The following is a 25,976-nucleotide window of genomic DNA, read 5'->3' as shown; positions in this document are numbered from 1 at the left end:
GCCGCTCACCACCCGGTGTAGCCGTAGCGCGGGTACGCGCCCATGAACACCATTTCGAGCAGTCCGTGCCCGACCTGCTCGCCCATGCGTACTTCGCACAGGGTCTCGCTGAGCAGGCTGATCGGCTGAATCTGTGCCAGATCGGTGGTGTCGACGGTGAAGCCGTCGCTGTAGGCGGCGCCGCGCCACATGCCGGCGGCGTAGCCGCGGTACTCGTTGTATCCGGCCAGGCCCGGCCAGAACCGGCAGATCGGAGTCACCTCGATCGTCGAGCTGCTGCGGTCGGCGTGCTGCACGGTGAAAGTGCCACCGCTGGCGACTCGCAGCTCGGATTCGAACCGCAGCTCGTGTTCGACATCGATGATCGGTGTGGCCGCTCGGCCGGTCGTCGTCGGGTAGAGCACTTCGCCCTCGAACTGCCAGCGCTCGCCGGTGCTGGTCTCGCGTTGCGCGAAATGCACCAGCTGGTCCTCGAACTGGAAGATGCCCATGTAGTACAGCACCCCCTCGGGGATCTCGGAGGGTTGCAGGTCGGGGCCCTCGCCGAGGCTGCCGCCGCCGGGGCCGTGCCGCACGCCCCAGGAATGGTCGCGGCCGAACCACCACTGGTCCGGGTCGATCTCGATGCGCCGGCCCTCGATCTCGATCCAGCCGGTGACCGTGCCGTTCTGGTAGTACCGGCGGGCGTCCTCGCGGACCCGGCCGCGCTCGCGATGGAATGCCGGTGTCTGTTCATAGGCCGGGAAGTCGCCGTGGAAATCCAGCTGGAAGCTCAGTCCGTGCTCGTTGTCCGCCAGGGAGGCGCGGGTGCTGAGCAGCGGTTCGGTGATCTCGTAGGTATAGGGACCTACACTCCAAGCGCCCAATCGGGCTCTGGGCGTCCGGTATTCGGTCGACAGGCGCACCACCTTCGCTTCCTTGCCGGCGAGGGTGACCATCGCGTAGGCATCCATGACATTGCGGTTCGGGAATCGGGCCAGTCCGGTCATGATGCTGATCTCGCCGGATTCGTCGAAGCCGTACATCACCACCCGCTCGGTCCAGCGCAGATCGCTCTGGGCGACATGATCGAACGTGGTGGGCAGCTGGTGGGCCAGCATTTCGTCCTCGGGTACGAGCACCGTGTTACTCCTTCTCTCGGGTCGTCACCTCAATGTAATACGATATGGCTCGCAACGTAATTGTTTTCCGCAAATAACTCCGGGTACGCTCCGACCGTGACCTCCAATGGATCTTCGAGTGCCCGGCCCGCCGCGGGGCGGCCGCGTGATGCGCAGATCGATCGGGCCGTCCTCGAGGCCACCCGCACTCTGCTGTCGGAAGTCGGCTACCAGGACACCACGATCGCGGCCGTCGCCCGGCGTGCGCACGTCGGTACCGCGCCGATCTATCGCCGCTGGCCCGGCAAGGAAGCCCTCATCGAAGACGCGGTCTTCGGATCCGAGAACCTCTGGCTCCCAGCCGAAACCGGTGACCTGCACGCGGACCTGTCGGAATGGGCCCGCCTGTTCGTCCGCCGGATCGCCGAACCCTCGACCCGCGCCGCCATCCCCGGCCTCATCTCCTCCTATCACGCGGAACCCGAGCGATACCGGGACCTACACGACCGCGCCGACCTGCCGGCCCGCCAAGCCCTCTGCGACCGCATCCACGCCGCCCTCCCCGCCGGCGCGGACGGGTCGGCCACAGCGGATCTGGTCTTCGAGATCCTCGTGGCCCGCACCCTGGTCCGCGGCCTGATGCACGGCTACGACGACATCGACGACTTCTGCACCCGCACCGCCGACGCGTTGGTAGCCCTGATCAAGGCCGCCGTGTAGGGCGCGGGGCGGCAGCGCCTACGGGAGAACTTGGTAGGACAGCGCCCGGGCGAACGGAACGCCGGTGCGCTGGGCATACACCTTCCGCTCCCGTACCTCCCGCAGGGTGCGCGGCCGGAATCCCGGACCGCCGCAACAGGATTTGTGGAACCCGACGCCGGCGCTGAGCAGGACCGACAAGGTCCGCCAGGCATTCGTGTCGCGTCGCTTCGGTGCGGCGAAGGCGGAACCGGCGTGGATCAACGGCTTGCGGCAGCGTGGGCAGCGCCGCGTGCGGTCGTGGAGTCCGGGATAGGACTGCTTGTACGAGGCGCGACAGGGCAAGCAGACGTAGGAGGTCTTCGACGCGGGCATTTGTCGAGGCTAAGTCCCTGGGAGCTGTCGAAGCGAGTGAATTACCGTGCGCTGATTCAGAAGTCGGCGACGACCTCGTGGTGAGTCACCTCGGCGTCCCAGTGCGAGAGCAGTTCGCGGGCCAGGTCGTCGACGACGGCGCGTTCGGGGTGCTTGCCCGCGAAGACGCGGACCGCCTGCATGCTGGTGAAGAAGGCGATCGAGGTGAACTGGATCTCGTCGCCGTCTCGATGACGCAGTAGGCGCGCGCCCCGAAACCCATGCCCCAGGGTGAGTTGCGCGGCGACCTCGGATTCGTAGTGCCGCTGGTAGTCCTGAGCTTTGTCGAGCGGGGCCCAGCCCCGCCACATTCGTGCGATCATCCGGCGCTCCGTTCGCAATCCACTGTAGCGCTGGGGGAGTCAGCTCCGCGTGGGTTCGAGGAGGCGGTGCTGGTGCGCGAGGGCGGCGGCCTCGGTGCGGGAGGCGGCGGAGAGTTTGGTGAGGATGCGGGAGACGTGGACGCCCGCGGTGTTGGCGCTGATGAAGAGTTCCGCGGCTATTTGACGATTGCTCAATCCCTGGGCGACGAGGTGGAGCACGTCGAGTTCGCGGGTGGTGAGGCCGAAGGTGCGCGGAGGTTCGGTGCGGGTGCGCGCGGATTCGTAGAGGGGGAGGCGGGCGCGCTCAGCGGTGTCGTGAATCGCGTCGAACAGCGGTCTCGCGCCCAGGTCGTCGGCGATGACCGCGGCTGCTCGCAGTGCGGTGTGGGCCGCGGGGCGATTGCCGACAGCCAATTCGGCTCGAGCGCAGCGGAATAGCGTGCGGGCCTGCTCCAAGGGGTGCTGCACCGCCTGCCAGGCTGTCACAGCGGCCTGCCAGTCGGCGCGCGCGGTGGCCGCGGCGAAGACCGCCCGGTGGGCCGCGGCCACCGGCGTCGTGCACGGCAGTGCGGCGGCCAACGGCTCGAAATCCATGGCCTGCTCCGGAATCCGGGTGCCGAGGGTGAGCAGTGGCCAGGTCTCGTTCGGGTACTTCTGAACGTCGTCGGTGCTCAGGGCATCGGCCAGGATGCGCGCTGCGCGGGCCGGATCGGCATGCGCGAGTTCGGCTTGCACCTCGATCAGTTCCAGGCGGTAGTGCCCGACCCATCCCGCCTGCCCGAGCTGCCCCTCGGCAGCCGAGACGGCCGTCGCCCCCATCTCGAACTCGCCACGCGCCAAGGCGATTCGCGCCAGGCACAGGTGCAGCGCGGCCGTGGCCAAGGACGGCAGTGGATCGCCCAGCGCGTCCGCGATCAGCTCCTCCGCCTCCGTCCAGCGGCCGAGCGCGGTGAGTGCTTGCGCCCATTTCACCAGGAGGATAGGCCCGCGCTCACCGAACTGATACATCTCGTGCGCGGTGCGAAGCCCGTGCTGAATGATCTCGATCGCAGCGATGTAGTCACCCGCGCCGACCAAAGTGGCTGACTCCCAAGTGACTACCGACAACACCGTGTGCACGTCCTGTGCCTCCTGCGCAGCGGCGCGCGCTCGCCCGAAGTGCTGGACGGCCAGCGCCGAATCCGTCTCGGCGAGCCCGAGATACGCGTGCGCTCGGGCAGCTAGAGCGGAGTACCGGTGAGTGGTCGATGCGTCTGGGGCGATCGGAGCCTGCTGAGCCGCCTGGGGATTGGCGGCCGCCTGGCCAGAGCTGGGGTGGCTTGCGGTTGGGCTGTTGTGGGGCTGGGGTTTGGCGGCAGCTTGGTCGGAGGTGGGGTGGTTTGCGGTTGGGCTGTTGTGGGGCTGGGGTTTGGCGGCAGCTTGGTCGGAGCTGGGGTGGCTTGCGGTTGGGCTGTTGTGGGGCTGAGGTTTGGCAGCAGTGTGGTCCGAGCTGGGGCGGGGTGCGATGAGGCTGTTCCGAGTAGCGGCTGCCGCATGAAGTTGTTGGGCGATCGCCAGTGCGGCTAGGGCGTTGTCGCGCGCTAGGGTTGTATCGCCCGCGAAGACTTGGGTGGCAGCGAGTTCGGCGAGGATTTCACCGCGCAGCAGGGTCGGGAGATGCGCCGGGAGCAATGTCAGCGCGTGCTGCAACTCGTCGTGCCCGCCCGTGCCGTTGTGGTTGCGCAGCTGGGCCCGCTGCCGATGCAGGTGCGCGGCACGCGTGGGCTCGGCTTCCGCATTGATCTGGGCGAGAGCCTGATCGGCCGCTTCGATGCCCCGATCCACCGCGTTGGTGTGGATGCAGGCGTCGACGATGTGCTCGAGGACTACCACTCGTTCGAGTTCCGGGCGCTCGGTGGCCCGGGGGCGCGCGGCGGAATCCGTTGTCGGCGTCCAGCAGTCGGCGAGGCGGTGTGCGGTACCGACGTCGATCGCCGTGCCCTCGGTGACTGTGCTCCAGAGTTCGAGCACCACGGTCAAATGGTGCAGCCGTTCGGGATGCGCGCCGGCCAGCGTCGCGTCCATGGCGGCCGCGAGTGCGGACGTGAGCGCGGTCAGGTGCTCGCCCGCGGCTCGGGCGTGCCGGGCCAGCTCGGCGTTGAGCCGCTTCGGTGGGAGCAGATCCGGGTGGTCGCCGAGCAGGTTGGTCAGCCTGGCGTGCAGGCGCTTTCGTTCGATCGGGAGGAGGTCCTGGTACACGGCTTCGCGAATGAGGACGTGGCGGAACTCGTATCCGGTGTCCGTCGGGATGAGCCAGTGGTGCTCGATCAACTGGCGCAGGGTGTTTCGCAATTGTGCGCCCGGGAGTCCGGCGGCGGCGGCAAGCAGGTCGTGTTCGACGGGTGAACCGGCGACGGCCGCGAGTTGCAGCACCTCGCGCGGCGCGTCGTCCAGGTCGGCTTGTGCGGCCAGCAGCAGGTCGGTCAGTTCGGCAGGGGTGTCCTCGGGTGACCGGCTCAGCGCTTCGACGAAAAGCGGATTGCCCGCACTGCGTTCGAAGACGCGGGCGATCAGCGGCGGTTCCGGCTCGCGTTCCAGCAGCGCGGCGAGCAATCTGCCGACTTCGTGTTTGGTGAGCGGCTGCGGTGCGATCAACTGAACCGCGGGGTTGCGGCGGAGCTCGGCGATCAGCCGGCGCAGCGCCGTGGAGCCGGAGGGCCGGTAGGTGCCGACGATGAGCAGTTGGGGCTCAGCGAGATTGGCGGTCAGGAAGGTCAGGAGCTCGCGACTGGAGTCGTCGGCCCAGTGCAGGTCTTCGAGAATCAGCACGACCGAGCGCTGCGCGGCCAGCTGTTCGAGCAGCGTGAGCAGTTCACCGAAGAGCCGAACTCGATCGGTGCCGCCCTCCGCCGAACCGCCGGCACCGGCCAACTCCGGAAGCCAGCGGGCAAGCGCAGGCTGCGCGGGCAACAGCGCGGCCAATGCTGACACCCCCTGCTCCCGCAACAGTGCCCGCAGCACCGCGATGAACGGCGCGAACGGCACCCCGGCGCTGCCGAACTCCGGGCACCGCCCCAGCAACACCAACGTCCGGGATCCCTGGCGCGCCACGAACTCGGCAACCAGCCGCGACTTCCCGATCCCCGCCTCGCCCGCCACGAAAGCCGCTCGCACCTGCGGGGTATCCACCGCCCGCAGCAACGCCGACAGTTCATTCCCACGACCGACGAAGACGCCGCTGGCCGACACGCTCACCACCCGTCGATCATCCCCGCTCCCGACAGGCGCGCCAACTCCTAGGGTTTATAACGAGATCTGGTGATGTGGGGACACCCTCTTTACTCGAAGTATTACTGGCATGAGCAACAACGAAATTCGCCCCTTCCGCATCGACATCCCGCAGGCCGACATCGAGGATCTGCGCGACCGGCTGGCACGCACCCGCTGGATCGACGAGGTTCCCGGCACCGGCTGGGAGCGGGGAGTACCTACCGCGTATCTGAAGGAGTTGGCCGGCTACTGGGCCGAGAAGTTCGATTGGCGGGCGGTGGAGGCGGAGCTGAACGCCTACCCGCAGTTCACCACGAGTATCGACGGGCAGAACATCCACTTCCTGCATGTGCGGTCGGCGGAGGAGAGTGCGACGCCGCTGCTGCTGATCCACGGCTGGCCGAGTTCGATCCTCGACTTCCTGGATCTGATCGGGCCGCTCACCGACCCGAAGGCGCACGGTGCGCCCGATGCGCCGGCCTTCGATCTGGTGATCCCCGCACTCCCGGGGCACGGGTTCTCCGGCCCGCTCACCGAGAACGGCTGGAACGATGGGCGGATCGCGGCGGCGTTCGCCGAACTGATGGCGCGCCTCGGGTATGACCGCTACGGCGTGCAGGGCGGCGACCACGGCGCCTTCATCGCGCCGGCGCTGGGCCGGGTCGATGCCGAGCATGTGGCGGGCGTGCACGTCAACTCGCTGGTCACCTTCCCGATCGGCGAGCCGTCCGACTTCGCCGCGCTCACCGAAGCCGAGCAGGCCCGGCTGGCGGCCATGAAACAGTTCCAGAACGACGGTGCGGCCTACATGAACCTGAAGGGTTCCCGTCCCAACACCATCGCGCAGTTGCTGGCGGATTCGCCCGCCGGGCAGCTGGGCTGGATCGTGGAGAAGTACCACGAGTGGACCGACCGGACGCGGGCGCTGCCCGAGGACGCCGTCGGCCGCGACCGCCTGCTGGCGAACGTGAGCATGTACTGGTTCACCGACACCGCCCGCAGTGTCGCGAACATGTACTACGAACGCTTCCACGACGCGGAGATGTTCGCCCCGAAGGGCACCGTCCCGACCGGCGTCGCGGTCTTCAAGGACGGCGACTACGCGATCCGCCGCTTCGCCGAGAAGGCGCACAACATCACCCACTGGTCGGAGTTCTACTCCGGCGGCCACTTCCCGGCCCTGGAGGTCCCCGACCTGCTCACCGGCGACATCCGCGAGTTCTTCGGCGGCCTCGCCTAGCGATCCGGTCATGATCATCCGGAGCTGGTGGCGACCACCAGCTCCGGATGATCATGCTGGTCAGTCGAGGCCGGTGAGGAGGGCGATGATGGACTGGGCCATGGTGGCCGGGTCGCCGTCGCCGGGGCGCAGCACGAGGTGCGGGTTGGCCGGGGTTTCGTAGGGGGCGTCGATGCCGGTGAAGCCGCGGATCTCGCCGGCCCGAGCTTTGGCGTACATGCCTTTGGGGTCGCGGGATTCGCAGATTTCCAGTGGCGTGTCGACGAAGACCTCGACGAAGGGGATGCCCGCTGCTTCGTGCACGGCCCGGGCCTTGTCCCGGTCCGACTGGTAGGGACTGATCAGCGAAACCACCGCGACTACACCGGATTCGGCGAACAGCCGGGCGACTTCGCCGACGCGGCGGATGTTCTCCACGCGGTCCTCGGCGGAGAAACCGAGGTCGGCGTTGAGGCCGTGGCGCAGATTGTCACCGTCGAGCAGGAAGGCGGGGCGTCCGGCGGCGACCAGGCGGCGTTCCAATTCGACGGCGACCGTGGACTTTCCGGATCCCGACAGCCCGGTCAGCCAGACCGTCAGACCCCGGGTCGCGCGTTCTTCGCGGCCGACGGCGGTGGAATGCCAGACCACCCGCGCCGACGGCAGCGTGGGTCCGGTGATCATGCCCGCGGCGACGGTGTTGCCGGTGGTTTCGTCGACCAGGATGAAGCTGCCGGTGTTGCGGTTGCGGCGATAGGGATCGAACAGCAGCGGCTGCCGGGTGCGCAACTGAATACGCCCGATCTCGTTGAGCGCCAGTGCTTCGGGGTTCTCGTCACGGTGCAGCGTGTTCACGTCGAGCCGATAGTCGAGCGTACGCACCTCCGCGGTGACGGCCCGCGTGGTATGCCGCACGGTATAGGTCGCACCCGGTGTCAGCTGTGCGTCCTCGGCGAACCAGCAGACCATCGCATCGATGTCGCGCCCGGTCAGCGGCCGGTTGGCCGGCCGGCAGATCAGGTCGCCGCGCGAGATGTCTATCTCGTGGGCGAGCTGCATCGTGACCGCCTGCGGGGGAAAGGCTTCCGCGATCGGCGTGCCGCCGGGCCCCCAGATCGCGGTCACCGTCGTCGTCAATCCCGAAGGCAGCACCGCGACCTCGTCACCGGCCTTGAACACCCCGCCCGCCACGGTGCCCGCGTAACCCCGGAAATCCTTTGCGTGGCTGCGTGTTACGTACTGCACCGGGAACCGTGCGTCGATCAGGTTCCGGTCGGAGGCGATGTGCACCTCTTCCAGGTGGTGCAGCAGGGGAGTGCCCTCGTACCACGGCATGCTGGCGCCGCGGTGCACGATATTGTCGCCGTGCAGCGCCGACATCGGCACGAACGTCAGGTCGGAGACGTCGAGTTTCATGGCGAAACCGGCGAATTCCTCCCGGATCTCTTCGAACCGGTCCTGCGACCAGTCGACCAGGTCCATCTTGTTCACGCAGAGCACCAGGTGCGGAATGCCGAGCAAACTCGCCAGGAACGCGTGCCGCCGGGTCTGCTCGACCACGCCCTTGCGCGCGTCGACCAGGATCAGCGCCAGGTCCGCGTTGGACGCGCCGGTCACCATATTGCGGGTGTACTGGATGTGCCCGGGGGTGTCGGCGATGATGAATTTCCGTCTGGGCGTGGCGAAGTAGCGGTGCGCGACATCGATGGTGATGCCCTGTTCCCGCTCCGCGCGCAGTCCGTCGGTGAGCAGCGCCAGATTCGGGTAGGCGTCACCGCGGTCGCGGCTGGTGCGCTCGACCGCGGCCAGCTGATCGGTGAAGATCGTCTTCGAGTCGTACAGCAAGCGCCCGATGAGCGTGGACTTTCCATCGTCCACACTGCCCGCCGTCGCCAATCTCAGCAGCGTGGTCATCAGAAGTAGCCCTCTCGCTTGCGATCTTCCATGCCCGCCTCGGAGATGCGGTCGTCGGCGCGGGTGGCGCCGCGTTCGGTGACGCGGGTCGCGGCCACCTCGACGACCACCTCTTCCGGTGTGGCGGCGGCGGATTCGACGCAGCCGGTGCAGGTGGCGTCGCCGACGGTCCGGAAGCGCACGGTCGCCTCGAACGGCTGCTCACCGTCGAGCAACTCCAGAAAGCGCGTGTGCGCCAACAGCATTCCGTCACGTTGCACTACCGGCCTGCGGTGCGCGTAATACAGCGGCGGCAGCTCGATCCGCTCCGCGGCGATGTAGTTCCAGATGTCGAGCTCGGTCCAGTTCGAGAGCGGGAACACTCGAATGTGCTCGCCCCGGCGATGTTTCCCGTTGTAGAGGTTCCACAGTTCGGGTCGCTGGTTGCGCGGGTCCCACTGCCCGTATTCGTCGCGGAAGCTGAACACCCGCTCCTTGGCCCGGGCCTTCTCCTCGTCGCGGCGGGCGCCGCCGAAGACCGCGTCGAACTCGCCCTCGCGGATCGAGCGCAGCAAGGTCGCGGTTTGCAGGCGGTTGCGGGACGCGCGCGGCCCGGTCTCCTCGACCGACCGCCCGGCGTCGATGTCCTGCTGCACGCTCCCGACCACCAGCCGCAGGCCGTATTTCTCGACGGTGCGGTCGCGGTATTCGATCACCTCGTCGAAATTGTGGCCGGTGTCGATGTGCAGCACGGGGAACGGCAGCGGCGCCGGCCAGAAGGCCTTCGCCGCCAGGTGCAACATCACCACCGAGTCCTTGCCGCCGGAGAACAACAGCACCGGACGTTCGAAAGTCGCTGCGACTTCCCGGAATATGTATGCCGACTCGGCCTCGAGCGCGTCTAGATGCGGCAGCTCGTAGGTGCTCGCCGTCGACTTCGCGTACTGGCTCACGGATCAAAACTAGAACACGTTTCGACCATCGGTCAATGCCTGCTCCGCGCGGGCCGTCGCCCACCGGACGCGGCGGTCACCGCATCGGCCGCCGCGACGAGAGCCTTTCCTCGGCGGTCGATTTCGGCTCCGGTGATGGACGCCCCGACGTGCATGGTCAGCACCATGTTCTGCCGCCCGTCCCCGCCGAAGGTGGGCGCCGCCAGCAGGCTCACCGGATGCTCCTTGCGCGGCCGCAGATCGGTCCCGAGGTAGACCCGCTCGCCCAGATTCGTCACCAGCTCGGCGACCAGTTCGCGCAGTTCGTCCGGCAATTCGCGGGTCGCGACACCGGCCAGCAGCGAGTACAGCTTGCCCCCCGCGGCGGTGAGGCTTTCGACCAGATAGCCCCGCTCCCGGCACTCCGCGACCACCTGCCGCAACCGGGCCTCGTCCTGCTGGACGGGCACCGTCGGCGGCTTGGCCAGCCAGGAGTCGAACGCCGCGTCGGTGTCCCAGAGCACGTACATCAGCCCGACCGGCGGCGCGAACGCGTAGGCCGCGCCGACTTTGACCATGCCGGGCCCGGTGCTCTCCAGCACCAGGATCTGCTCGCCGACCACGGCCGACGCGGTGCAGGTGGTGCGGTACCTGGCGCTGAGTTCTTCCAGTTCGGTGCGGGCGATGGCGGAGATCGCGAAGCCGTCCTGCGCGACCCGCCCCGCCGCGATCAACGCCGGCCCGAGCCCGTAGGTGAGCGCCCGCGGATCCCGCACCAGGTACCCGGCGGCGGTCAATTCGGTGAGAATCCCCAGGCAGGTGGGTTTCGCGAGGTCGAGTTCGCGGGCGAGCTCGGAGAGTCCGAAGCGCTTCCCGCGCTGCTCGACGAGGAAATCGAGCACCTGCACCACTCGGGTCGTGGGTGCGGATCGACGGGCAACCATGGACAACTCCTAGAACAGGTTCTAATCTTGCTCGTATCGAAATGTACCAGAGCGGTACAGATTTGGAACGTTGGAGATGCCCTTGACCGAGCCCGCCATGCTGACCCAGCCGTTCGCCGACGCGATCGCCGCGGCCGAGCAGATCATCACCACCGCGCCGCACGTCCGCACCGAGCAGGATCTCGTCGAGGGTTACGACTACCTCGCGGGCAGTATCCGGGCCTCGCTGCAGATGGCGTGGGCGTATGAGCGCGATTTTCCGTTCTTCGTCCAGTCCACCGGGCCCTACACCAAAATGGGCCTGGACAACCCAGACACCCTGTACTTCCACTCCTACCTGCGCCCGGACGCCGACTATGTGGTGACCGGCAAGCGGGGGACCACCCGGGATCTGAGCTTTCAGGTGCTCAACGGCGACTATTCGCCGGTGGACGTGCCCGACAGCCTCACCGCCTTCGACGACCGCGCCCTCGAGATCGCCGCGGACGGCACCTATGAGATTCGCTTCGGCCCGGGCGAACCGCGTCCCGGCTACGTGCAACTCGGCGCCGACGCCGCCATGCTGGTCGTGCGCGAGGTGTTCAGCGACTGGGCCACCGAGAAGCCGGGTTCCATCCGGATCCAGCGGGTCGACAAGATCGGTGCCGCGCCGCCGCCGCTGACCAAGGACCTGATGACCAAGCGCTACGGCGTGGCGGGCAAGATGCTGATCTCCCGGCTCAACACCTTCCTGGCGTTCCCGAAGTGGTTCTATCTGAATCTCCCGGTCAACACCATGACCGAACCGCGCCTCACCCCGGGCGGCCTGTCCACCCAGTTCTCCTCGGCCGGGCACTACGAGCTCGACGACGACCAGGCCATGATCATCACGGTGCCGAAGTCGGATGCGCCGTATCAGGGCTTCCAGCTGGGCAGCATGTGGTACCTGTCGCTGGACTACATCAACCACCAGACCAGCCTGACCGCCGACCAGGCGCACGTGGATCCGGACGGCAAGATCCGCTTGATCGTCAGCGAGCGAAACCCGGGTCTGGTCAACTGGATCGAACGCACCGGGCACGACCGGGGCTATGTGCAGTTCCGCTGGCAGCGGGTCGCGCGCGAGATGAAACCGGAGGACGGCCCGACGGTCGAGGTGGTCGCGGTCGAGGAACTGGCGCAACGGCTCCCGTTCTACGACGAGGCCCGGATCACCCCGGAGGAGTGGCGGGCGCGGATCGCGGCCCGGCAGGTGGCTGTCGCGGAGAGGATGCTCGGCTGATGTTGTTGCAGGACAAAGTGGTGGTGGTGTCCGGGATCGGCCCGGGACTCGGCCGGGCGATCGCGGTGCGGAGCGCCACAGCGGGTGCGGACGTGGTGCTGGCCTCGCGCACCGAATCCCGGCTCACCGAGGTGGCCGAGGAGATCAAGGGACTGGGCCGGCGCGCGCTGGCCGTGCCGACCGACATCAACGACGACGCCGCGGTCGCGCACCTGGTCGAGGCCGCGCAGGCGGAGTTCGGCCGGGTCGACGCGCTGGTGAACAACGCCTTCGCCATGCCGCCGATGGCGAACCTCGGCGAGGTCGACCTCGCCGAGGTTCGCGCCGCCTTCGAAACGAATGTGCTTGCCGCACTGCGCATGACGCGGTCCTTCGCGCCTGCGCTGGCGGAGTCCAAGGGCGCGGTCGTGATGATCAACTCGGCGGTGCTGCGGCACTCGCGGCGCACCTTCGGGCCCTACAAGATGGCCAAGGCGAGCCTGCTGGCGATGTCGCAGAGCCTGGCCACCGAGCTGGGGCCGCAAGGCATCCGAGTGAATTCCATTGCGCCGGGGTATATCTGGGCTGAGAACCTGAAGTGGTATTTCGGCTACCTGGCCAAGAAACGCGGCATCACCTCCGAAGAGGTGTACGCCGAGACCGCCAAGACTCTCGATCTGCGCAAGCTGCCCGAACCCGACGAGATCGCCGACGCGACGGTCTTTCTGGCCTCGGACATGGCGCGGGCGATCACCGGGCAGTGCCTGGACGTGAACTGCGGCGAGTACCACCACTAGATGTCTGCGAGGAGAACCCAGATGATCGGTCGACCGGACGTCGGCACCATTGATGACCTACACGCGTCGGCGACCAAAGTCGTCGGCCTGGATGACTTCGGCGACGACGGCTACCGCGCGGGTTTGCAGGTGCTGCTGGAGTCCTATGCCGCGGACGCCGAGCTGACCCCCTTCGGCAACAAGATCAACCGCGCGTTCCTGCGCGGTGCGCTGATCGCCCGATTACTCAGCGAGTCGGCGTGGCAACGCTTTCCGGAGCACGCGGAAGTCGGGATCGACCGTCCGATCTTCGTCACCGGCCTGCCCCGCTCGGGCACCACGGCCGTGCACCGGTTGCTGAACGCCGACCCGGGGCACCAAGGCCTGGAAATGTGGCTCACAGAATTCCCGCAGCCGCGCCCGCCGCGCGAGACCTGGGCGGGCGACCCGGTGTATCAGCGTCTGGAAGCCGCCTACGACAAGCACCACGTCGAGCACCCGGAATTCATGGGCGTGCACCATATTTCGGCCGACCAGGTCGAGGAGTGCTGGCAGCTGCTGCGGCAGTCGGCGCTCTCGGCATCCTATGAGTGCCTGTCCTATCTGCCGAGCTACTCCGAATGGCTGCGCGAGCAGGACTGGACCGACGCCTACCGCCGGCACCGCCGCAATCTGCAACTGATCGGCCTCAACGACGCGAATCGCCGCTGGGTGCTGAAGAATCCGAGTCACCTGTTCGCCCTGGACGCGATCATGGAGGTGTATCCGGACGCGCTCGTGATCCAGATGCACCGCGACCCGCGCACCATCATCGCCTCGGTGTGCAGCCTCAACGAGCAGGCCTCCGCCGGCTGGTCGGAGAAGTTCCGCGGCCCGGTCGTGGGTGCGGCGCAACTGGATCTGTGGGCCCGCGGCGCGGATCGTTTCCTCGCGGATCGCAAGCGCCACAATCCGTCTCAGTTCTGCGACATCTACTACGAGGACTTCGTCGCGGACCCGATCGGCATGGTCGCCTCCATCTACCGGCATTTCGGCCTGGAGCTCACCGAGAGCGCCCGCGCCGCGATGGCGGCACTGCACTCCGAGAGCACCTCGGGCGCGGCGCGTCCGGTGCACAAGTACACCCTCGACGACTTCGGCCTGACCGCCGATCAGGTCGACGCGCGCTTCGCGGACTACCGGGCCACCCACTTCCCGGGCCGCTGACGCGAAAGTCTCCGGGCGCACGGCAGCTCCGCCGTGCGCCCTTTTCGCGTCTTACTGCTGGCCGGGCTTGAGGACGATGAACAGGCCGTGGGCTTCGGCGCAGAGCCGGTCGCCGTCGTGCAGGGTGGCACGCAGGTACACCTTGCGGCCGTCCTGGCGTTCGGCCCAGGCGCGCAGGTTCAGCTCGGTGTTCAGGGGCGTGACGGATCGGTAGTCGACGGTGAGGGACGCGGTGCGCGTCACCGAACCGGTGTGCACGGCGGCGGCCATGCCCATCAGGTCGTCGAAGCCGAGGGAGATGTGCCCGCCGTGTGCCGCATTGTTGCCACCGAGGTGGAAGGTGCGGAAGGTGATGCGCGCGTGCACGCCGTCGCGGGCGGCGGTGTCGATGCTGAACGGCGGCAGCGTGATGTTGCCGCGGCCGGGCAGATCGTGCCGGGTCCAGGTGGGGGCGGACCACTCCGTGACGACCGCGGCCTCGAGCTTCTCGTTCAGCTTCTCCAGGATGCCGATGGTCTCCAAGGCCAGGTCATCGCTGGGACTGAGCAGGCGGGCGCGGTCCATCAGGGTGCGCACCTGCTCGATCAGCTCGCCGTAGTGCGCGCCGCCACGGACGGTGCTCTGGCCGTTGGCCAGCTCGGCGTCGATCGCCTCCACCATCGGCCGGAACCCGCCTTCGTGGTGCTCTTCGCTCGGCAGCGCCGCCGGCCGCAGTTCACTCATATAGAACATGTTATTGGTTGCCCGCCGGGTGCTCGCGCACGGGACGGCAACGGCGCGGGGCGGGGGCGTTGTGCGGCCCGAATGCGGTGCACCTAGTCTGGGTACCCGATCATCCATCAGGTCTCGACGAAGTACCCCACGCGGGCACCTTTCCCGTGTGCGTGCGGCTGGCGAAAGGCATTGTCCCGATGCGTATTACGGCTGTCGTCTTCGATATGGACGGCATACTGATCGACTCCGAACCGGTGTGGGAACGGGTTCGGCGCGACTATGTCGCGGAAAAGGGCGGGCGGTGGTTACCGGATACGCAGAAGCGCCTGATGGGCATGAGCACCGGCGAGTGGTCGGAGTACCTCAGCGGTGAGCTCGGGGTCGGCGAAGCGCCCGACCGGGTCGCCGACGACGTGATCGAGCGCATGGCGGCGCACTACGACAAGGAAGTGCCGCTGCTGCCCGGCGCGGTGGAGGCGGTGCAGCGGATGAGTGAGAACTGGCCGCTGGGTGTGGCCAGCTCCTCGCCGCGGACGCTGATCAACACGGTGCTCGGCCGGACGGGGCTGATCGAATTCTTCGACGTCACCTTCTCCACCGAGGAGGTCGACCGTGGCAAACCGGCGCCGGATGTGTACGTGGCGGTCGCGGCGTTCCTCCGGAAGAAGTCGACAGACTGTGCGGCAGTGGAGGATTCGAGCAACGGCATCCGTGCCGCGCACGCCGCGGGCATGCGCGTGATCGCCGCCCCGCGCCCGGAATACCCGCTCGACGACGACGCGCACGCGCTCGCCGCGCACGTCATCGACGGACTCGACGAGCTCAGCCCCGCCCTCGTCGACGACCGCGCCTGACGGCGGCTCAGCCGCGGTAGGACTCGAGCAGGGTGCGTGCGGCGGCGGCGATGTCGTCGTCCAGCCAGCTCGGCAGCGCGGGGGCGTGGGCATGGCGGCGCAGCGCCGCGTAGGGGAGGTCTACGACGGCGCGGCTGATCGCGTCGATCTCGCGGTCGCCGTCGCGGCCGGTGAGCTCGCGGGCGATCCGGCGCAGGTGGTCGATGAGCGGCGCGTTCATCCCGTTCAGGCGGGCCTGGAAGGCGTCGTCGGGGCCGCCGTCGAGCAGGTCGCTCGGGCGCAGGCTGAGCAAAAGCCTTGCGTCATCGGGTAATTCGCGGCCGAAGCCGATGGCTGCGCGCACCATCGCGACGCCGGCCGCGACCGGGTCGGGATCCTCGGCGCCCGCCATCACCCCGTGCTGGAACCGGGCCAGCGCGCGCAGCCAGGCCTCGGTGAGGACGCCGTTGCGGTTGCCGAACCGGTGATACAGCGTGCCTACCGGCGCGCCGCTGGCCGCGGCGATGGCGGCGACGCTCGCGGCGCGCGGACCCGCGCCGAGCACCAAAGTGCGTGCGGCGTCGAGGATCACATCCGAATCATGCTTGCGGGGTGGTGCCACTACTAGTACGTTCCTTCTATATGGAGCGGTTGCCCTATATTGATGAGCACTTCACAGTAGTCGACGCGAATCGTGAGCGGGCTTGGAAGGCGGTGCTGAAGGTGATCTGCAAAGACCCGTACGACCTGTCGACCGTACCCGGGGGATTCGAGCTCGAGGCCGCCGAGGAACCGGTCCGGCTGGCGCTGAAAGGCAGGCACTGGTTCTCGACCTACCAGCTGATCTTCCTGCTCGACGAGGAAGGCCCGAGCCGCACGCGGGTGCGCGCCGAGAGCTGGGCCGAGTTCCCCGCCCTGTCCGGCAAGATCTATCGCGCCCTGGTGATCGGCAGCGGCGGGCACAAGCTCGTGATGCGCCGGCTGATGCGCCGAATCGCGGCGGCGGCATGATGCCCGGGGTGGTCTGGGGCGCCACCGAAGCCGAACAAGAACTGCCGCTGCCGTGTGACGAGGTGCAACCGCGCGGCCACCAAGCCGATCGGGCCATCAGCATCGCCGCACCGCCCGGCCTGGTCTACTCCTGGCTCTGCCAGCTGCGCGTCGCGCCCTACAGCTACGACCTGCTCGACAACTTCGGCCGCAAGAGTCCGGCCCGCCGCGACCCCGCCCTCACCGAACTCGAAGCGGGTCAGAGCTTCATGACCGCCTTCCGCCTGCACTCCTTCGTCCTCTCCCGCCACCTCACTCTGGTCTCGGGCAACCTCTGCGTGACCTATGCCGTCTGCCCTGAAGGCGCGGGCACCCGCCTGCTCGTCCGGCTGCGCTGGCGGATCCCGCGAATAGCCTTCTACGCCTTGACTTTCGGCGACGTGATCATGATGCGCAAACAGTTACTGAACCTGAAATCGCTGGCCGAAGCCGAAGCTGCCTCCGGCGGCGATGCATGATCGACTCATGGTGAATTATGTTGAGCTCGGTGCTGTCCGGACCTGGTACGACGAGTCCGGGGCGGGCGAGCCGGTGCTGCTGCTGCACGGTGGATTCGTCGACTCGCGGTCGTTCGATCCGGCGGTGCCGGGGCTTGCCGAGCGATTTCGGGTCTACCGGATGGACCGCCGTGGGCATGGGCGGACGCCGGATGTCGAGGGGCCCTTCACCTATGACGCGATGGCCCAGGACACCATCGCGTTCCTGGACGAAGTAGCCGGTGGCCCGGCGCATCTGGTCGGGTACAGCGATGGTGGGATCGTCGCGCTGCTGGTGGCGATCCGGCGGCCGGACCTGGTCGCCAAGCTGGTGCTGATCAGCGCCAATTTCCATCACGACGGCCTGGTGCCCGGGGTGCTGGAGAGTTTCGCGGACGAGGAGCCGATGCGGCGCTTGGCCGCTCGATACGGCGAGGTGTCGCCCGACGGCGAGGCGCACTTCCAGGTCGTCGCCCAGAAGGTGCTGGCCATGCCGAGAAGCCAGCCGACGCTCACCAGCGAAGACCTGGCCAGCATTACCGCCCGCACCCTGGTGCTCGCCGCCGATGACGACGCGATGACCTTGGAGCACACCATCGCTCTGTACCGGGCGATCCCGAACTCCGAACTGTCCATCGTCCCGGGCACTTCGCATCTGCTGGTGGTGGAGAAGCCCGCGGAGGTGTATCGCCTGGTCGGCGATTTCCTCACCTCCGAACCGCCGCGGACCTGGCAGCCGATTCGCCGCGCCTGAGGTTCAGTACGGTGCCGGGTGGCCGTTCGCGTGTGCGCGGGCGGTCCAGCGGCCGCGGTCGTGGCGGACTTCCACGGAGTGGTCGAAGGCAGCGGTGACGGTGTCGGTGGTGATGACCTCGTGGGCGGGCCCGGCGGCGACCGTGCGGCCGTCGGCGATGAGCAGGGCGTGGGTGGTGGTGGTCGGCAGTTCTTCCAAGTGGTGGGTGACCAGGATGGAGGCGACCTCGGGGTGGGTCTCGCCGAGGGTGTCGATGGTGTGCAGGAGTTGTTCGCGGGCGGCCAGATCCAAGCCGGTGGCGGGCTCGTCGAACAGCAGCAGCAGGGGTTCGGCGACCAGGGCGCGGGCGATGAGGGTGCGCCCGCGCTCGCCCTGGGAGAGGGTGGGCCAGGTGCTGTCGGCTTTGCCCTTCAGGCCGATGGTCTCGATCATGGCGTCAGCGCGGCGGACTTCATCGGAGCTCGGGGCCCAGCGCATCGGGAGGTCGATGGTGGCGGTGATGCCGGTCAGCACCACCTCGCGGACCGTGAGCGGATAGCGCAGCGGATGCCGGGGATTCACGTGCCCGATCGAGCGCCGCAACCGGGCCAGCTCGACCCGGCCCATCTGTTCGCCGAGGACGTGCACGGCGCCGGTGGTCGGGAAGGTGACCGCGCCGCAGAATCCCAGCAGGGTGCTCTTGCCGGCGCCATTGGGGCCCAGCAGCGCCCAGTGCTCGCCGGCCCGCACGGTGAGCGAGATGCCGTGCAGGATCTGGTTGCCCTCGCGGCGGAAGGTGACATCGTCGAGTCGCAGGACAGGTGAACCGGTCACCGGGATACCTCCATCTGTGGTGTTCACGAGAACGCCGCCTTCAGCTGGGTCAGGTGGGCGCGGCTGAATTCGGCTGCGGCGGCGGGCTTTCGGTGCGCGATGGCATCCGTCAGCCGGATATGCGCGTCGTGGTCGGCGGACTCCGAAGGCACCGGGCGGATCTTCAGCATGTCGATCATCGCGACCCGGAGCCGGGGCAGGAAGGTGTCGAAGAGCTGGGTCAGGACGTCGTTGTGAGCCGCGACGATCACCGCGCGATGAAAGGCCATGTCCGCGTCCACGTGGACATCGATGGGTTCGCCGTGCGCCTCCCGGGCGGCCAGGGCGCGGCGGAGGGCGCGCAGGTCGGCCGGGGTGCGGCGCTGGGCGGCGAGGGCAGCGGCCTCGGCCTCGATGGCGATGCGCGCCTCGATCACCGCGGCGATGGTGGCGCGGCGCAGCACCACGTCCCAATCCTCGCTGACATCGAGCGCGGTGACGAAGACGCCCGCGCCTTGGCGGCTGTCCAGCACGCCCTTCCCGGCCAGTTCGCGGATCGCCTCGCGCAGCGTCGAGCGACCCACGCCGAGCTGCGCGGCGAGGGTGGTCTCGCCTGGCAGGCGGTGTCCCAGCGGCCATTCACCTCCGCGAATGCGGGCCAGCAGCAACTCGGCCGTCTGCGCGGCCAAGGGGTGGCGGCGTACTTGGGCGACCATTACGACCTCTCTACTTGTCTGAGGAGTTGTGTATAGTCTAGCCATCATGCGCACCATGCTTCTGCTTAGCCGCCACGGCGGGGCCTGAACGACCGGCCGCCCGCCGTGGGGCTTCGTCGTGGCCGGTCACCGTTCGTCGAATAGTGACAGGAAGCAGATCCTTGAGTACGCGCGTATTTCCCTGGAATCGTCAGCAGCGGTCCCCGATGCCCTCCCATCGCTACCGCGATGTCTTCGACCGGGTGGAAGTCCCACTCACCCAGCGTGATTGGCCCAGCGCCCGGATCGCACGAGCGCCGTTGTGGGTGCCCGTCGATCTGCGGGACGGCAATCAGGCGCTGGCCGAACCGATGGACCCGCGGCGCAAACGGCGCTTCTTCGAACTGCTGGTGGCCATGGGCTACAAGGAGATCGAGGTCGGCTACCCGTCGGCCTCGCAGACCGATTTCGATTTCGTCCGGCTGATCGCGGAAACCGGTCTCGCGCCCGAGGACGTCACGATCGTCGTATTCACCCCGGCGCGTGCCGATCTCATCGCACGCACGGTGGAATCGGTGCGCGGCATCGGCAACGACGTGGTCATCCACCTGTACACCGCCACCGCTCCGGTGTGGCGAGACCTGGTGCTGGGCAGGGGCAGAGCCGAACTGCGCGAGCTGACCGTCGCGGGCGGGCAACGGATCCTCGACCTGGCCGGGCACCTGCCGAACGTGCGCTTCCAGTTCTCGCCCGAGGTGTTCAACCTGACCGAGCCGGACTTCGTGCTCGACCTCTGCGACCGCATGACCACCCTGTGGGACGCGACGCCGCAGCGGCCGGTGACGCTGAATCTGCCTGCGACAGTGGAGGTCGCGACCCCGAACGTCTACGCCGACCAGATCGAGTACATGCACCGGAATCTGGCCCGCCGCGACAGCGTCATCCTGTCGGTGCACCCGCACAACGACCGCGGCACCGGCGTCGCCTGCGCCGAATTGGCGGTGCTGGCCGGTGCGCAACGGGTGGAGGGTTGTGTTTTCGGGAACGGCGAACGCACCGGCAACGTCGACCTCGCCACCCTGGCGCTGAACCTGCACGCGCAAGGGGTGGACCCGATGATCGACTTCTCCGACATCGACGAGATCCGGCGCACCGTGGAGTACTGCACCCGCTTGCCGATCCACGAAAGGCATCCGTACGCAGGCGAGTTGGTGTACACCGCGTTCTCCGGCACGCACCAGGACGCGATCCGGAAAGGGTTCGCCGAGCATCGCGTCCGGGCCGCCGCCACCGGTATCGCCGAACGCGAACTCGATTGGCAGGTCCCGTATCTGCCGATCGATCCGGCCGATGTGGGCCGCAGCTACGAGGCGGTGATCCGGGTCAACTCGCAATCCGGCAAGGGCGGCATCGCCTATCTGCTGGAGTCCGAATACGGCATCGACCTGCCGCGCGAGCTGCAGGTCGACTTCGCCCGCCGGGTCCAGGCGCACACCGACGCGACCGGTCGCGAGGTCACCGCGGCGGAGTTGCGCGACCTGTTCCAGGCGGCTTACCCGACGCGGGTCGCGGCCACCAGCCACTAGCTCGCTAATCGGGCGACCGGCCGACATCTTGGCCCAAAATGCTCGAGATGTCGGCCGGGCGTGCGAAGGTAATCGGCGTGGTGCGGCACGTGCAAGGGAACCTCCCGGCGGAGGTGACGAGCTTCGTCGGTCGTGGTGGCGAAGTGGCCGCGGCCAAAGGTCTGCTGTCCAGCACCCGGCTGCTCACCCTCACCGGGCCCGGTGGCGTAGGGAAAACGCGACTCTCCCGGCAGGTCGGCGCGGCGGTGCGGCGGGCATTTCCCGATGGCGTGTGGCTGGTCGAAGTGGCGCATGTGCACGACGGGGAACTGGTCGGGTTGAGCGTCGCCAACGCCCTCGGCCTGCGCGACGACACCAGCGCGCCGCTGGCCGGGCTCATCGAATACCTGGCGGGCAAGAGCCTGCTGCTGATCCTGGACAACTGCGAGCATCTCATCGACGCCTGCGCGGAGCTGGCCAGCCGGCTCATCCCGGCGACCACCGACGTGCGGATCCTGGCCACCAGCCGGGAGCCGCTCGGCGTGGACGGCGAGCAGATCATGCCGGTCGCGCCGTTGACGGTGCCCCCGGTGGATGAGGACGGCGCGGAGCTCCTCGGCGCCACGAGCGGCGACGCCGACGGCGGTGAGCGCAGCGACGCGCTGCGCCTGCTCACCGAGCGGGCGCTGGCCGCGAATCCGGAGTTCCGGGTCACCGACGCCAATCATGGTGCGCTGGCCGCGATTTGCCGCCGCCTCGATGGGATTCCACTGGCGCTGGAGCTGGCGGCGCTGCGGTTGCGGATGTTCACTCCCGATCAGGTGCTCGAACGCTTGGACGACGCGATGAAGCTGCTGACCACCGGCCTGCGCACCGCCCCGCGCCGGCAGCAGACGCTGGAGGCGGCGATCCGGTGGAGCTACGACCTGTGCACGCCCGACGAGCAGCGGCTGTGGGAGCAGCTGTCGGTCTTCGCGGGCGGCTTCGACTTGGATGCCGCCGAGGCCATCTGTTTTCTGGAACCGCCCGCGGTGCTGGTGGATTCGCTGACCGGCCTGGTCGACAAGTCGGTGCTCACCTACCGGCACGACAGCGACGGGACCGGCCGGTACACCATGCTGGAGCCGCTGCGGCAATTCGCGCTCGGCGCGCTCACCGCGCACGGCGACGAGCGGGCGGTGCGGATCCGGCACCGCGAGCACTACTATCTGCTGGCCCATCGCGGCCGTACCGACTACTGGGGTAGCCGCGACGCCGACTGGTTCCGGGAAGTCACCCGCGAGCATCCGAATCTCCGCGCGGCACTGCAATTCTCACTGTCCGACCCGGGCGGCGCGCGCCGGGCGCTGGAGATCGCGAACGAGCTGCGGCCCTTCTGGGAGCACTACCGGTTCCTGCTGGAGGGGTACCGCTGGCTGGGCGAGGCGCTGGCGAAGGATCCGGAGCACAGCGTGGCCCGGGCGCGGGCGCTGGCCGCTGCCTCGGTGATCGCGGCCATGCTGTCCGACACCGCCGAAGCGAACCGGTTCGCGCGCGAATGCCTGGAACTGGCCACCGAATTGGATGCCACCGAGGTGCTCGTCGAGCACCGGCTGTTGTCCGCGCTGCTCACCTTCGCGGGCAACGACCCCGGCGGCGCGCTGGATATCGCCGTGCAGGCGTCCGGGGAGGCCGCGCAGTGCGCGCACCACGGCGTGGAGATGGAGAGCTTGGCGTTCGGGTATGTGTGCGCGCTGATGCTGGAGGACGCACGGGCCGATTCGATCGCGGAGCGGTTCCTCGGCAAGACCGCCGAACACGGTTCCCACTTGCTCGGCGGTCTCGCCTACTGGGCGCGGGGCACCAACGAGTGGCGAAATGGCCACCAGGACAAGGCTGTTGCCGATCTACGCCGGGCGCTCGAACAGTTCCGGCTGTTCGACCGGTGCGTGTGGTCGGCCTCGGGGTTCGACGGACTGGCCTGGGCCGCCGCGGCGCAGGGCGATCATGTGCGCGCCGCGCGGCTGATGGGCGCGGCGGTATCGGTCCGGCGCGGCAGCACGCAGCGCCTGGCGCACGCGATGACCGAGGCGGTCGGCGACAAGGTCCGGGTTCAGGTCGCCCAGGCCATGGGGGACAAAGAGTTCCGCGTGGCCTTCGATGCCGGTGCGGCGCTGCCGTTGGACGAGGCGATGAGTTATGCGATCGGCGCCGAACCCGTTGCCGCGCCGGTACCGAAAGCCGCCGCGGCCGATGTCCTCACTCGCCGCGAGAAAGATGTCGCCCGCTTGGTCGCCGCCGGTTACAGCAACAAGCGCATTGCCACCGAGCTGGTGATTTCGATCCGCACGGCGGAAAGCCATATCGACCACATTCTCACCAAGCTCGGTTTCACCTCCCGTACGCAAATCGCCGGTTGGGCAACGCAAAACCTCGGCTGAGCGGCTACTCGCCGGTCTCGCCGTCGATCGCCTCGCGGAGCAGATCCGCGTGCCCGTTGTGCCGGGCGTACTCCTCGAGCATGTGCAGGTACACCCAGCGCAGGCTGTACGGTTCGGTGCGCTTGGGGCTCGGGTGCTGAAAAGTGCTGTCCAGCGCCAGATCCCGGACGGCCGCGTCGCACTTGACGATTTCGTCCCGGTACCGGGCGTAATCGCGGGGCGCGTCGGCGACGTCGAGGGCGTTGAAGTCGGCGTCGACATCGTCGTCGTAGTTGTGGACGTAGCCGACGTCCTTACCCGCGGCCGTCAGGCGGAACCAGCCGCGCTCCACCTCCGTCATGTGCCGGACCAGCCCGAGCAGGGTGAGATTGGAGGTGGGCACGACGCGCGTCGCGAGCTGCTCGGCGGACAGGCCGGAGCATTTCCAGAGCAGCGTATCGCGGTGGTAATCCAGGAATGCCTGGAGTTGGGTGCGCTCGTCGCCGATGAGCGGGGGTTCGCGTCGATCGATATCGGGTGCCTTCCACGTCATCCGCCGACCCTAACCCGGCCCCTCGGCGCTCGCGACCGCGTTTTAGCGCAACCCGTGGATGAGGAAGTCGGTGACGGCGCGTTCGAAGGCGGCTTTGCGTTCGATCTGGACCCAATGCCCGCACCGGCCGAACAGTCGCAGGTCTGCGTTGGGCAGCTGCCGGGAGGGCAGCAGCGCACCCTCGGCCGGGGTGACCCGGTCGTCCCGGCCCCACAGCATGAGCACCTCGTTGCGCAGCCCGCGCAACCGGGCCCACAACGGAACCTGATCGGCGAGAGCGGGATCGGCGAAGGTGGCGTACGCGTCCCGGAGGGCGGCGATGGCGGCCGGGTCGGCGGCGGTGCGCAACCTGGTCTCCACCAACTCGTCGGTGAGGATCGACTGATCGAACACCATGGTGCGCAACCAATCCAGGACGCGGTCCCGGGTCGGATCCATGGTGAAGTCGAGCAACCGTCGAATCCCCTCGGAGGGTTCGGGTCCCAGGACGTTGACCCCTACGCCACCCGGAGCCATCAGCACCAGCCGGTCGACGCGCCGGGCGTGTTCCAGCGCCACCAGGGTCGCCACCGCACCGCCCATGGAATTGCCGAGCAGGTGCGCGCTGGGCAGATCCAGCTGATCCAGCAGGCCGACGACGGCGTCGGCGGAGATCCGAAGATAGTTGCGCTCGTACACTTCCGGACGCTCGCTGGCGCCGAAACCGGGCTGATCCAGGATGAGGCACCGGAAGTGCTCGGCGAGCACCGGCAGGTTGCCGCCGAAGTTCGCCCAGCCCGAGACGCCCGGACCGGAACCGTGCAACAGCACCAGCGGCGGACCGGAACCCGCCTCGTGGAAGCGAAGTTTCAGCCCATCGACGGTGACCCAGCGGGTCGTGGACTCCGCGGTCAGCATCAGATCATCCGATCTTCGATGGTGATGCCGAACTCGCCGCGCCCGAACATCGCCAGCGCCCGCTCCACGTCGTTGATGACGTGCACGCTGCCGGCGTGCGCGTCGCGCCAATGGCGTTCGATCGGATTGGGTTTGCGGATGGAGTGCCCGCCGGAATTGTCGAACAGCAGCTCGATCGCCTGGATCGACCGTTCCGTGCCGCGCACCTGGTCGCGGCGGGTCCGCAGGCGCACCGACTGCGGAATCTCCTCGCCCGCTTCGGCATAGCGCAACAGCTCGGAGATATTGCGTTCCATCTGCAAGATCGCCGCATCGATCTCCGAGGCCGCCCGCGCCACCCGGACCTGCGCGAAGCCGTCCTCGGCGACCTTCTGCCCGCCGTAGGACAGTCGCACCCGGTCCCGCATCCGCTCGATGTGCGCCTCGTAGGCGCCCTCGGCGGCGCCGATGATGGGCGCGACGATGGTGTTGGAGAACACGGCAGCGAACGGAATCTTGTACAGCGCAGCAGGATTGGCTTCTTGGCCCGGACCGCGCAGCTCCGACTGCTCCTGCGCGCTGAAGGCCCGATGGTGCGGGACGAAAGCCTTGTCGATGACGATGTCGTTGCTGCCGGTGCCGGACAGGCCCACCACGTGCCACACGTCGTCGATCTCGTAATCCGCGCGCGGCACCAGAATCGTCAAATACGTGCTGGGGACACCGTTTTCGTCCGGCGCCAGCGCACCTAGGAAGACCCACTCGGCGTGCGCGCAGCCGGAGGAGAAGCTCCAGCGGCCGGTCACCTCGTAGCCGCCCTCGACCGGCGTCAGCTTGCCGGTCGGCGCGTACGACGACGAAACCAGCGTGTCCGGGTTCGTGCCCCACACCTCTTCCTGCGCCTGGAGCGGGAACAGCGCCAGTTGCCACGGGTGCACGCCGAGCACCGAGGACACCCACCCGGTGGACGGGCAGGCCGCCGCGATCGCCCGGATGACCTCGTAGAACGCGACCGGCGAGGCTTCGTCGCCGCCGAACCGCGACGGTTGCAGCATCCGGTACACCCCGGCCTCGGTCAGTTCCTGGATGCTCTGCACCGGTACCTGCCGCTGCTGGTCGGTCTCCGCGGCCCGCTCCCGGATCGCCGGCAGCAGATCCCGCACCCGATCGAGCACCTTGTTGGTCATGACGGGCGTCCTCCTGCGTTCTCCGGGAATAAGATCCGGCACTTCCAGGATCGCGCACCAGACGCGCAGATCGTGCCGTTTCTCCGA

24 protein-coding genes and 1 pseudogene are annotated in these 25,976 nt (G+C 68.2%); 11 read left to right on the top strand and 14 right to left on the bottom strand.

Features of this window, described 5'->3' with window-relative positions; all coding sequences use genetic code 11:
* Window positions 1-5: 5 nt before the first annotated feature.
* Window positions 6-1,121, bottom strand: a complete 1,116-nt coding sequence (locus tag AB0M14_RS26495) for a hypothetical protein (RefSeq protein ID WP_364999415.1) — start codon at window positions 1,119-1,121, stop codon at window positions 6-8.
* A 96-nt stretch (window positions 1,122-1,217) separates the two neighbouring features.
* Between AB0M14_RS26495 and AB0M14_RS26490 the strand changes: the two genes are divergently transcribed.
* Window positions 1,218-1,820 (top strand): TetR/AcrR family transcriptional regulator, encoded by a 603-nt coding sequence (locus AB0M14_RS26490; protein WP_364999413.1) that lies wholly within the window; start codon window positions 1,218-1,220, stop codon window positions 1,818-1,820.
* A gap of 18 nt (window positions 1,821-1,838) precedes the next feature.
* Here the strand turns inward: AB0M14_RS26490 and AB0M14_RS26485 are convergent, their stop codons facing one another.
* Genes AB0M14_RS26485 through AB0M14_RS26475 form a run of 3 tightly spaced genes read right to left on the bottom strand, consistent with a single transcriptional unit; the run spans window position 1,839 to window position 5,773 of the window.
* On the bottom strand, window positions 1,839-2,174 hold the full coding sequence (locus AB0M14_RS26485) for a hypothetical protein (RefSeq protein WP_364999411.1): 336 nt from the start codon (window positions 2,172-2,174) through the stop codon (window positions 1,839-1,841).
* A 56-nt stretch (window positions 2,175-2,230) separates the two neighbouring features.
* Complete coding sequence (locus AB0M14_RS26480) at window positions 2,231-2,536, bottom strand: hypothetical protein (protein WP_364999409.1); 306 nt, start codon at window positions 2,534-2,536, stop codon at window positions 2,231-2,233.
* A gap of 39 nt (window positions 2,537-2,575) precedes the next feature.
* The gene (locus tag AB0M14_RS26475; RefSeq protein WP_364999407.1) at window positions 2,576-5,773 is read right to left on the bottom strand and encodes an AAA family ATPase; all 3,198 of its coding nucleotides are present in this window, start codon (window positions 5,771-5,773) and stop codon (window positions 2,576-2,578) included.
* Window positions 5,774-5,873: 100 nt separating this feature from the next.
* Here AB0M14_RS26475 and AB0M14_RS26470 point away from each other — a divergent pair, with 100 nt between their 5' ends.
* A complete protein-coding gene (locus AB0M14_RS26470) occupies window positions 5,874-7,025 on the top strand; it encodes an epoxide hydrolase family protein (RefSeq protein WP_364999406.1) in 1,152 nt (383 codons plus the stop codon).
* A 60-nt stretch (window positions 7,026-7,085) separates the two neighbouring features.
* Here AB0M14_RS26470 and cysC read toward each other — a convergent pair whose 3' ends face one another.
* The 3 genes from cysC to AB0M14_RS26455 are packed head-to-tail and all read right to left on the bottom strand — an operon-like array spanning window position 7,086 to window position 10,773.
* A complete protein-coding gene (gene cysC, locus AB0M14_RS26465; protein ID WP_364999405.1) occupies window positions 7,086-8,918 on the bottom strand; it encodes an adenylyl-sulfate kinase in 1,833 nt (610 codons plus the stop codon).
* Window positions 8,918-9,850 carry a sulfate adenylyltransferase subunit CysD gene (gene cysD / locus AB0M14_RS26460; RefSeq protein ID WP_364999403.1) on the bottom strand — a complete coding sequence of 311 codons (933 nt, stop codon included), beginning with the start codon at window positions 9,848-9,850 and terminating at the stop codon, window positions 8,918-8,920. Before cysD ends, cysC begins: the two co-directional genes overlap by 1 nt.
* 32 nt (window positions 9,851-9,882) lie before the next feature.
* Window positions 9,883-10,773 carry a helix-turn-helix domain-containing protein gene (locus AB0M14_RS26455; protein ID WP_364999401.1) on the bottom strand — a complete coding sequence of 297 codons (891 nt, stop codon included), beginning with the start codon at window positions 10,771-10,773 and terminating at the stop codon, window positions 9,883-9,885.
* 97 nt (window positions 10,774-10,870) lie between these two features.
* Here AB0M14_RS26455 and AB0M14_RS26450 point away from each other — a divergent pair, with 97 nt between their 5' ends.
* Genes AB0M14_RS26450 through AB0M14_RS26440 form a run of 3 tightly spaced genes read left to right on the top strand, consistent with a single transcriptional unit; the run spans window position 10,871 to window position 13,995 of the window.
* Window positions 10,871-12,034, top strand: a complete 1,164-nt coding sequence (locus AB0M14_RS26450; RefSeq protein ID WP_365000486.1) for a hypothetical protein — start codon at window positions 10,871-10,873, stop codon at window positions 12,032-12,034.
* Window positions 12,034-12,810, top strand: a complete 777-nt coding sequence (locus AB0M14_RS26445) for an SDR family oxidoreductase (protein ID WP_364999399.1) — start codon at window positions 12,034-12,036, stop codon at window positions 12,808-12,810. The genes AB0M14_RS26450 and AB0M14_RS26445 overlap by 1 nt, the downstream gene beginning before the upstream one ends.
* A gap of 21 nt (window positions 12,811-12,831) precedes the next feature.
* Window positions 12,832-13,995: a sulfotransferase gene (locus AB0M14_RS26440; RefSeq protein ID WP_364999397.1), complete on the top strand. Its 1,164-nt coding sequence runs from the start codon at window positions 12,832-12,834 to the stop codon at window positions 13,993-13,995.
* Between the two features lie 51 nt (window positions 13,996-14,046).
* Here the strand turns inward: AB0M14_RS26440 and AB0M14_RS26435 are convergent, their stop codons facing one another.
* A complete protein-coding gene (locus tag AB0M14_RS26435) occupies window positions 14,047-14,718 on the bottom strand; it encodes a PaaI family thioesterase (RefSeq protein ID WP_364999396.1) in 672 nt (223 codons plus the stop codon).
* Between the two features lie 188 nt (window positions 14,719-14,906).
* Between AB0M14_RS26435 and AB0M14_RS26430 the strand changes: the two genes are divergently transcribed.
* The gene (locus AB0M14_RS26430; RefSeq protein ID WP_364999395.1) at window positions 14,907-15,563 is read left to right on the top strand and encodes an HAD family phosphatase; all 657 of its coding nucleotides are present in this window, start codon (window positions 14,907-14,909) and stop codon (window positions 15,561-15,563) included.
* A gap of 7 nt (window positions 15,564-15,570) precedes the next feature.
* On the opposite strand, the gene AB0M14_RS26425 is transcribed toward AB0M14_RS26430, so the two are convergent.
* On the bottom strand, window positions 15,571-16,164 hold the full coding sequence (locus tag AB0M14_RS26425) for a TetR family transcriptional regulator (protein WP_364999393.1): 594 nt from the start codon (window positions 16,162-16,164) through the stop codon (window positions 15,571-15,573).
* Here AB0M14_RS26425 and AB0M14_RS26420 point away from each other — a divergent pair.
* The 3 genes from AB0M14_RS26420 to AB0M14_RS26410 are packed head-to-tail and all read left to right on the top strand — an operon-like array spanning window position 16,155 to window position 17,822.
* Complete coding sequence (locus AB0M14_RS26420) at window positions 16,155-16,553, top strand: hypothetical protein (protein ID WP_364999392.1); 399 nt, start codon at window positions 16,155-16,157, stop codon at window positions 16,551-16,553. The two genes, AB0M14_RS26425 and AB0M14_RS26420, sit on opposite strands and share 10 nt — an antisense overlap.
* Window positions 16,550-17,050, top strand: coding sequence for a hypothetical protein (locus AB0M14_RS26415; RefSeq protein WP_364999391.1), 501 nt, complete (start codon window positions 16,550-16,552; stop codon window positions 17,048-17,050). Before AB0M14_RS26420 ends, AB0M14_RS26415 begins: the two co-directional genes overlap by 4 nt.
* 7 nt (window positions 17,051-17,057) lie before the next feature.
* Window positions 17,058-17,822: an alpha/beta hydrolase gene (locus tag AB0M14_RS26410; protein WP_364999390.1), complete on the top strand. Its 765-nt coding sequence runs from the start codon at window positions 17,058-17,060 to the stop codon at window positions 17,820-17,822.
* A gap of 3 nt (window positions 17,823-17,825) precedes the next feature.
* On the opposite strand, the gene AB0M14_RS26405 is transcribed toward AB0M14_RS26410, so the two are convergent.
* Window positions 17,826-18,635 (bottom strand): ATP-binding cassette domain-containing protein, encoded by an 810-nt coding sequence (locus AB0M14_RS26405; RefSeq protein WP_364999388.1) that lies wholly within the window; start codon window positions 18,633-18,635, stop codon window positions 17,826-17,828.
* Between the two features lie 23 nt (window positions 18,636-18,658).
* Window positions 18,659-19,330: an FCD domain-containing protein gene (locus tag AB0M14_RS26400; RefSeq protein ID WP_364999386.1), complete on the bottom strand. Its 672-nt coding sequence runs from the start codon at window positions 19,328-19,330 to the stop codon at window positions 18,659-18,661.
* Window positions 19,331-19,536: 206 nt separating this feature from the next.
* On the opposite strand from AB0M14_RS26400, the pseudogene AB0M14_RS26395 reads away from it, so the two are divergent.
* Both AB0M14_RS26395 and AB0M14_RS26390 read left to right on the top strand, forming a co-directional pair.
* Window positions 19,537-20,865, top strand: a pseudogene (locus AB0M14_RS26395) (2-isopropylmalate synthase); the annotation flags it as partial.
* A gap of 77 nt (window positions 20,866-20,942) precedes the next feature.
* Window positions 20,943-23,294: a LuxR C-terminal-related transcriptional regulator gene (locus AB0M14_RS26390; protein ID WP_364999384.1), complete on the top strand. Its 2,352-nt coding sequence runs from the start codon at window positions 20,943-20,945 to the stop codon at window positions 23,292-23,294.
* Window positions 23,295-23,298: 4 nt separating this feature from the next.
* Here AB0M14_RS26390 and AB0M14_RS26385 read toward each other — a convergent pair whose 3' ends face one another.
* The 3 genes from AB0M14_RS26385 to hsaA are packed head-to-tail and all read right to left on the bottom strand — an operon-like array spanning window position 23,299 to window position 25,889.
* Entirely contained in the window at window positions 23,299-23,826 is a 528-nt protein-coding gene (locus tag AB0M14_RS26385; protein WP_364999382.1) for a DinB family protein, read from the bottom strand.
* Between the two features lie 42 nt (window positions 23,827-23,868).
* The gene (locus tag AB0M14_RS26380) at window positions 23,869-24,723 is read right to left on the bottom strand and encodes an alpha/beta fold hydrolase (protein WP_364999380.1); all 855 of its coding nucleotides are present in this window, start codon (window positions 24,721-24,723) and stop codon (window positions 23,869-23,871) included.
* Window positions 24,723-25,889, bottom strand: coding sequence for a 3-hydroxy-9,10-secoandrosta-1,3,5(10)-triene-9,17-dione monooxygenase oxygenase subunit (gene hsaA, locus AB0M14_RS26375; RefSeq protein ID WP_364999378.1), 1,167 nt, complete (start codon window positions 25,887-25,889; stop codon window positions 24,723-24,725). Before hsaA ends, AB0M14_RS26380 begins: the two co-directional genes overlap by 1 nt.
* Window positions 25,890-25,976 lie beyond the last annotated feature (87 nt).

Source organism: Nocardia sp. NPDC051832 (assembly GCF_040681285.1).
In the GTDB taxonomy this organism is placed as follows: domain Bacteria; phylum Actinomycetota; class Actinomycetes; order Mycobacteriales; family Mycobacteriaceae; genus Nocardia.
The sequence above is the reverse complement of the archived record's forward strand: the minus strand, read 5'-3'. Positions and strand labels throughout refer to the sequence as shown.